A 7,490-nucleotide genomic window follows, 5' to 3' on the forward strand; every position below is an offset into this window, starting at 1 on the left:
CGTCGGAAACCAATTGATCCTCCGCAGCAAATCCGTTTTGTACCTCATCGAGCAGTAGCGTCGTGCTTCATGCCAACAGGCCGGAGTAGCGGCAGGCGGCAGGTTGGACGTGTTACCGGTCAAAAGATTGATTGGTCAAAAGATTGATTGGTCAAAAGATTTGTTGGTCAAAAGATTTGTTGGTCAAAAGATGGCGTTGGCGGTGTGTTCGGCGTTGCCGCGGCGGCATCAACGTGGGGCTGCCAGATCCAGGAAGACCATGTGCGATGGGTTGCCGACGGCGGCGTAGTGGCCGGTGAACTGCAACTCGCCTGTCTTGCGATTGACGTTGAAGATCGCGATGTGGTCGGCTCGCTGATTCAAGCAGTAAAAGAATTGTCCCGTGGGGTCAAAGCTGAAGCTGCGTGGGTAATTCCCGCGCGTCCACTCTTCGCCGACAAACGTCAGCTCTCCGTCGTCACCGACGGCAAAGACCCCCACGCTGTCGTGCAAGCGGTTGCCGGCATAAACAAACCGGCCGTCGTCGGACACCAAGATCTCTGAACAGAAATTGCTACCGACGAACTCCGGCGGCAGCGTCGAGACGGTTTGCCGCGCGGCCAAGCGTCCCGCGTCGGCGTCGTAGTCAAACAAGACAATCGTCGAACCTTCTTCCTGGATCGAATAGAACCAGCGACCGTTAGGGTGAAAATGGAAATGCCGCGGTCCATCGCCCGGTGGCAACGAAATCGCCGCCGGATCGTTGGGGGTCAAGGCTCCGGTTTGTTCGTCGAATTTCCAAACAAAGATCTTGTCCAAGCCCAGGTCGGCGTGCAGCACATACTTTCCCGAGGGATCGGATTGGATCATGTGGGCGTGGGTGCGATCGTGGCCGCTGATGGCAAAGCTGCCCGCCGGCGCGTTGGTCGCCTGTGTCGGCCCGATCGTGCCGGCGTCCTGCTTGACGTGAACCGGTTCCCCCAATCGCCCGTCCGCGGCGACCGGCAGCACCGCAACGCTACCGCCGAAATAGTTGGCGACCAGAACAAACCGTCCGCTAGGATGAATGCTGATGTAGGTCGGGCCGGCACCGCCACTGCGGACGGTGCCCATCAAGGTCAACTTGCCGCTGGATCGATCGATCGAAAACGTACTGACCGAACCTTCCTTACCTTCACCGACCCGATCGGTTTCATTGGCCGAGTACAGCCGAGTTCCCGCAGCGTTGACGGCCAGACAACTGGGACTTGTCCCCATCCGCTGTGTGCCGATCTCCGTCAACTCTCCCGTCCGACGATCGACTTGAAACAGATGGATCCCCCGCCCATTGCCCGGCGGAAGATCGACTTGAGTCGGCAGCACGTCCTGAAGCGGCGAGCTGAACGTGCCGACATAGGCGATCAACGGTGGGGCATCAGATTCTGCCTGGGCAACACCGTTTGCAACCGGGCCAACCGCGGCCAAGGCGACCGAAGTTTTTAAAAACGAACGTCGAGATCGAGAGAGTTGATTCATTACAACAAGTCACCGAGGGCGGGTAGGAGGGCGAGGACAGGGCGATCATTGTGATCGAAAGTGGATGGCTGCAACAACCCGCTTGGGGCCTGGTGCTGAAAGCGGATATCCGCGAGCGCAGCGGTGATTCGCATCCGGGTGGATGGAGGAAACGCAATTGGGTCAAAACATTTTGTGGTCAAAAAATGACAGCACCAACGCAGCCCTATTGGCATGCACAGCATGCCCTACCAGGCTTCTCCCCACCCCATTTTTTGACCACCCCATTTTTTGACCACCCCATTTTTTGACCAACAAATCTTCCTACCCCAAAATCTTCCTACCCTCAAAGCCTGTCGATCAGTGCCGATCGCAACCGCTCGGTCTCGCCGCGATCCAGTCCCGGTGGATCTTTTTCCAACAGCCATTGGACGTCCTCCAAACCCAGATTGATCCTTCCCGTCATCCCGCGCAACTGGGCTCGCAGCATGCGATATCGGTATTCTTCTGGATTGACCGCAACGATGGCGTCACAGTAGCGGAGCATTGCCTCGCCGTCGTTCTGACGTCCGGCGACGCCGATCAAGTTATTCAGGATTCGGCTCAGGATTTCGATGTCGGTGGTGGCTTGTAAATCGGAACGCCGGAGTGCTCGCCCGCCATGCAGCGCGACGATCTCGACGGCATCGGCGCGGCTGAGCAACTTGCCCCGTTCGAAGACGTCGATCAACTGTTCGTTCTCGTCATCGATAACGTGCTTGGACACGAAGTGCCCCGGCAAGCCGACGCCCTCGACCTTCATCCCCAGCCGACGTCCGAGTTCGATGTACAAGACGGACATCGTGATCGGCAGCCCTTCGCGATCGTCGATGACGCGATTCAAGTGGCTATTGGCGGCGTGGTAGTACTCGCTTCGACTGCCGTGGTATCCGTTTTCTTCAAACAGATAACGATGCAGGGCGTCGCGTTTCTCGGTCGCCGACGCGTCTTCCTTCAGTGTTTCCTGGATTTCTGCTGCCATTTCGTCGACGCGAGCGCGATAGGCATCAACATCCAAATCGGGGCTGTCCAGTCTTGCGATCAACAGCGATCCGACCAGCAGGCGTTGATCGGCGTCGGTTTGATCGAGTCGACTCAATCGATCGATCGTCTCGGCACGTTCGACGTCGTCGGCAAGCTGATGAAGTCGCTTGGCCTGTTTTTCGAGCTCGATCGCCCGTCGAGTCAATTCGCGAGCCGCCAGTTCGCCCGACTTGCCGAGTTCGCGAATTTGATCGGTCCCGATTGAATCGAGGGGCAGCGCGGCGATCTCGAGTTCCGCGAGCGTGTTTTCGGCGGCTTCGGACAACATCGGTGAGGGCAACGCGGTGCCGAGCTGAAAGCCCGAGAATTCCGGCTCGGTCTCGCGAAACTTTGCCAGCCCGACTTGGCCTTCGGTGAGTTGTTGGTCATCGGATTCAATCACCATGCGTCCGTTGACAAAGCACGTGATCGTGTCCGTTTCGACACGCACCTTCAATTGGTTCCATTGTCCGGGCAGATAGTGTTCCGTTTCCACTTCTTTCAGGATATCCCAGGAATACACTGACGCGCCGCGAAAGCACGTCAATCGCAACCGTCCGGCACTGGCATAGAAACCGTACTGCTTATTTTGGTCGTCGCTGTGGAACGCCAATCCGGCGGCGCCGGATTCGTCGTCCAGCCGAACCATCACGGCGACTTCAAAGGGGCGCTGGGGAACCTCGCGTTTGGACAGCAGCAATGAACGTCCGCCGAAACCATTGCCCTGGCCCAAGGCGACGATTCGTCCGCCGCGTTGTTGCCAGCGGGATCCCATCACGGGCGTCCATCGGTCCGCGTTGATCCGGCCGATCCGAACCCAGCGATCGATCGCGACGGGGTTTGGGTTCTCACGCAACGCGACAAGTTGGCTGACCGGGATGGCGAAACCCAGATTATCATCGATGGACGATTTCATATTGATGATGCCATGCACGCGGCCCTCCAGATCGACCAGGGGGCCGCCACTGTTTCCCGGTTCGATCGGCATCGCCAACTGCAACAACTCGCGGCCTTCGACTTCGCGTCTGGCCGACACGATGCCTTCGACCACACTGTTGCGCAGCCCCAGCGGATTGCCGAAGGCCAGCACGCGGATGCCTTGCTGAGAGGTATCGTCCTCGGCGAAAGGAAGCGCCGGCAACTCGCTCGATCCGGGATCGACGCGAATGATGGCCAAGTCACTGGCGACGTCGGAGGCCTCTACGGCGAGGACTCTCAATTTTTTTCCGCCGGCCGTCTCCACCGTAAACGGACGTCCCTCGTTGATCACGTGAAAGTTCGTGGCGACCAGTCCGTCGGAATCGATGATGAATCCGGTGCCGATTCCCAATGGTTCACCGTCGCGTCCCCGAACCCGAATCGTTGTGACCGAAGGACGGATGTTGGCAATCAGTGATTGGTGGGATTGGTCGTCGGCCGGCAACGGAGACGCCGTGAAGACCGCGGTGATCATCAGCAGCGTCAACAGAATCAAATCGGATCGGTGCACTGTCACTCCTTGCATAAAAGAATCGTTCATGCCCTATGATAGCGGGATGCCAACGGATCATCAGGTTTCGCGTCGGGAAAAACAGCGGCGCGGACCGATTCTGCATGCGTTGCTTCGCGGGCACCGACAAGTTTCAGGAGGTTGAGGATCGATGAGTGAGTTTCCCAAAGAGATGTTGCATCGGCTGAAAACGTGCGGCGTTGTCGCCGGTTTTTCGGTCGACAAGGTGGAGCATGCGGTGCCGCTGACCAAAGCGTTATTGGACGGGGGAATCAACGCGATTGAATTGATGCTCCGCACGCCGGCGGCAATGGCGGCGGTGATCGAAATCTGTGCCGAGGTGCCCGAGATGTTGGTCGGGGTCGGGACGATTCTGAGCCCGGCATCGGTGCGGGAGGTCAAAGCCGCGGGCGCGGATTTCGGTGTCGCACCGGGAATGAATCCGCGCGTCATCGCTGCGGCTCAGGACATCGGCCTGCCCTTTGCCCCGGGGATCGCGACGCCGACGGACTTGGAAGCGGCCATTGAACTGGGCTGTCGCTTTGTCAAATTCTTCCCCGCGGAAGCGATGGGAGGCGTCACGTACCTGCGCAGTTTTGCCGCTCCCTATAAACACCTGGGCATCCAATATTTTCCGCTGGGCGGCATCAACGCCGACAACATGTCAGAGTATCTTCGCGAGCCCAACGTGCCGGCGGTCGGCGGATCGTGGATCGTCAAACAATCATTGGTGGACAGCGAAGACTGGGCAGGAATCAGCTCCCGTGCCGCCGACGTCATTAGCAAATTGAAGAAGGATCAACGAAGATGAGTCAAGTGGTCGTCAGCTTTGGAGAAATCATGGGCCGTTTGGCAGCACCGGGGCATCTGCGGCTTCGCCAAACGCGGGAGTTGGAAGTCACCTATGCCGGAGCGGAAGCCAGCGTCGCCGAATCGATCAGCAACTTCGGGGGTGCGGCCCGCTTCGTCACGGCGCTACCCAAGCATGCCTTGGCCGACGCGACGATCGATTCGATCCGCGCCCTTGGCGTCGATACCCGTTACGTGTTGCGGACCGACGAAGGGCGGCTGGGTCTGTATTTCTTGGAAACCGGCGCCAATCAACGCCCCAGCAATGTGATTTACGACCGTGCCGATTCGGCGATCGCGATCACCCCGGCCCAGCGCTACGACTGGGACGGGATCTTTGACGGCGCCCAGTGGTTGCACTTGTCGGGGATCACGCCGGCACTCTCCGAGCGCGCCGCCGAGGCGACATTGATCGCGGCGCAAAAAGCCCAAGCCGTCGGTGCGACGGTGTCGATCGATCTCAACTTCCGCGGCAAACTGTGGAAATGGAACGCCCCCCAAACACCGCGCCAGTTGGCTCAGGCGACGATGCGAACGATCTTGCCTTTCGTCGACGTGGTGATCGCCAACGAAGAAGATTGCCACGATGTGCTCGGCATCCAAGCCGGCGAGACCAACGTCCACGCCGGGGCGTTGGACACGTCACGCTATCCCGACGTGGCGCGCCAGGTCGCGACGCAATTCCCCAACGTTTCCAAGGTCGCCATCACGCTCCGCGAAAGTCTCTCGGCGACACACAACAATTGGGGCGCGATGCTGTATGACACGGCATCCGATCAGCCCGTGTTCGCGCCGCTCGATGCGGAACACCACTACCAGCCCTATCAAATCAAAAACATCGTCGACCGGGTGGGCGGTGGCGATGCGTTCGCCGCGGGACTGATCTTTGCGCTGACGACACCTGACTTGAGCGAGTCGCAAACGGCGTTGAACTACGCCGTCGCCGCATCCTGTCTCAAGCATTCGATCAAAGGGGATTTTAACTACTCCACGCGAAACGAAGTCGAGGCCCTGATGGGTGGCTCTGCGTCGGGACGCGTGGTCCGATGAAACGGATAATTGGTCCAATGAAAAACGTACTCCTGATTCTATGTAGCCTGCCCCTGCTGTGCCTGTCCCAGACCGATTCGGCCCATGCGCAGCAGCGAGGCGTGATCAACAATGCGGAAAGCCCCCACGTCAAACTGAAAAGCATCGACATCGGCGATTGTCAGTGGACGTCAGGCTTCTGGGCCGACAAGTTCAAGCTGTGCGAAGAGGTGATGGTTCCGCACATGGGGATGCTGCTCAAGGGGGACCGCGGGCATGCGTACAACAACTTAAAAATCGCCGCGGGTCTCAAACAGGGCACACACCAAGGCATGCACTGGCACGATGGTGACTTCTACAAATGGATGGAAGCGGCCATGTATGTCTATGCCATCAACAAGGATCCGCAGATTCTGGAAGAACTGGATGAAATCATCGCGGTCATCGGGCAGGCCCAAGCAGACGATGGCTACTTGTCGACGCAAATCACCATCCCCGGACTCGAGCGGTTCTCCAATCGACAGTTTCACGAGCTGTACAACAGCGGGCATCTACTGACCAGCGCCTGCATTCACCATCGGGTCACCGGCAAGACCAACTTTTTGGACATTGCCGTCAAGCATGCCGACTATCTGTATGACCTGTTCGAGCCGCAACCGAAGGAACTAGCGCGGTTCGGATTCAATCAGACGCAAATCATGGGACTGGTCGAACTCTACCGCACCACGAAGGACAAGCGGCATCTGCAACTCGCCGAGATTTTCATCAACATGCGAGGAAAATCTCCGCCGGTGCCCGATGACACCGTGCGATACAAAATGGTCGGCGACATGGTTCAGGAACGCAAGCCGCTGCGGAAAGAAACCGAGGCAGTCGGCCATGCCGTGTTGGCGTTGTACTTTTATGCCGGTGCCGCCGATGTCGTCGCGGAAACGGGAGAACGGGCGTTGATCGATGCCCTCGATCGACTTTGGGACAACGTGGTCCACAAGAAAATGTACATCACCGGTGCGTGCGGCCAAACGCATCACGGTGCGTCCAGCCGCGTCGATTTTGTCCACGAGGCGTTCATCGGCGAATACATGATGCCCAATCTGACGGCCTACAACGAGACCTGTGCAAACCTTTGCAACGCGATGTTCAGCTTGCGCATGTTGGGGATTCACGGCCAATCGAAGTACGCCGATATCATGGAACTGGTGATGTTCAATAGCGGCCTGTCGGGGATCAGTGCCGACGGGACGCACTACATCTATTCCAACCCGCTCCGCGTGATCCACGGCGCCCGCGACTACTCGGCGCTGGTCACGGAAACCCCCGATCGCCAACCCTATCTCGAATGTTTCTGCTGCCCGCCGAATCTGGTCCGCACGGTGGCCCAGTTGTCCGGCTGGGCGTACAGCCTGTCGCCAGACGGTGTGGCGGTAAACCTGTATGGCGGCAATCGACTCGACACAACATTGCTGGATGGATCGACACTTAAACTGACCCAAGACACGCACTACCCGTGGGAGGGCGCGGTCAAACTCACGATCCAGTCATGCAAGCCAACACCGTTTGAAATCATGTTGCGGATTCCCGATTGGGC

At 58.5% G+C, this 7,490-nt stretch carries 5 protein-coding genes; 3 read left to right on the top strand and 2 right to left on the bottom strand.

The features are described from left to right. Positions 1 to 228: 228 nt before the first annotated feature. Together ABX749_RS15020 and ABX749_RS15025 are read right to left on the bottom strand one after the other, a co-directional pair. Entirely contained in the window at positions 229 to 1,494 is a 1,266-nt protein-coding gene (locus ABX749_RS15020) for a lactonase family protein (RefSeq protein ID WP_372896688.1), read from the bottom strand. Between the two features lie 325 nt (positions 1,495 to 1,819). Beyond that, a complete protein-coding gene (locus ABX749_RS15025; RefSeq protein ID WP_372896689.1) occupies positions 1,820 to 4,039 on the bottom strand; it encodes a transglutaminase family protein in 2,220 nt (739 codons plus the stop codon). Between the two features lie 136 nt (positions 4,040 to 4,175). Between ABX749_RS15025 and ABX749_RS15030 the strand changes: the two genes are divergently transcribed. The 3 genes from ABX749_RS15030 to ABX749_RS15040 form a co-directional block, all read left to right on the top strand. After that, positions 4,176 to 4,835: a bifunctional 4-hydroxy-2-oxoglutarate aldolase/2-dehydro-3-deoxy-phosphogluconate aldolase gene (locus tag ABX749_RS15030; RefSeq protein ID WP_372896690.1), complete on the top strand. Its 660-nt coding sequence runs from the start codon at positions 4,176 to 4,178 to the stop codon at positions 4,833 to 4,835. Further along, a complete protein-coding gene (locus ABX749_RS15035; protein ID WP_372896691.1) occupies positions 4,832 to 5,923 on the top strand; it encodes a sugar kinase in 1,092 nt (363 codons plus the stop codon). The genes ABX749_RS15030 and ABX749_RS15035 overlap by 4 nt, the downstream gene beginning before the upstream one ends. Before the next feature lie 17 nt (positions 5,924 to 5,940). Continuing rightward, positions 5,941 to 7,490, top strand: a 1,550-nt coding sequence (locus ABX749_RS15040; RefSeq protein ID WP_372896692.1) for a glycoside hydrolase family 127 protein, incomplete at its 3' end; no start/stop codon positions are given.

The sequence above is a fragment of the Stieleria sp. genome (assembly GCF_041595215.1).
GTDB classification, from domain to species: Bacteria; Planctomycetota; Planctomycetia; order Pirellulales; family Pirellulaceae; genus Stieleria; species Stieleria magnilauensis.

Excerpts from the sequence above, each read along its gene's own strand:
- ABX749_RS15020 (WP_372896688.1), bottom strand. The coding sequence starts at position 1,494 with ATGAATCAACTCTCTCGATCTCGACGTTCGTTTTTAAAAACTTCGGTC.
- ABX749_RS15025 (WP_372896689.1), bottom strand. The coding sequence starts at position 4,039 with ATGCAAGGAGTGACAGTGCACCGATCCGATTTGATTCTGTTGACGCTG.
- ABX749_RS15030 (WP_372896690.1), top strand. The coding sequence starts at position 4,176 with ATGAGTGAGTTTCCCAAAGAGATGTTGCATCGGCTGAAAACGTGCGGC.
- ABX749_RS15035 (WP_372896691.1), top strand. The coding sequence starts at position 4,832 with ATGAGTCAAGTGGTCGTCAGCTTTGGAGAAATCATGGGCCGTTTGGCA.